Here is a 226-nt window from a genome sequence, read left to right on the forward strand (position 1 = left end):
TTCACTGAAGGGGCATTTAAAAACTGGGGCTACGCGCTTGCCGAAAGAGAATACGGAGATAAAGTATTCACTTGGGCTGAATATGACCGCATTGTCGAAAAAGACGGAAAAGAAGCTGCTGATAAAGCGCAGAGCGACGCGGAAGCGGCAGGAATAATCATCGTCAAAGACAGCATCGCTGATATTTTCCTCCAGCAGATCTTAACCCGTCCGAGCGAATTCGACG

Annotated in this window: 1 pseudogene; it reads left to right on the plus strand. The window is 48.2% G+C overall.

From position 1 onward, the window contains the following. Positions 1 to 226: pseudogene (locus tag FS628_RS31060) on the plus strand (NADP-dependent isocitrate dehydrogenase); the annotation flags it as partial.

The organism is Paenibacillus xylanexedens, assembly GCF_007676705.1.
In the GTDB taxonomy this organism is placed as follows: Bacteria; Bacillota; Bacilli; order Paenibacillales; family Paenibacillaceae; genus Paenibacillus; species Paenibacillus xylanexedens_C.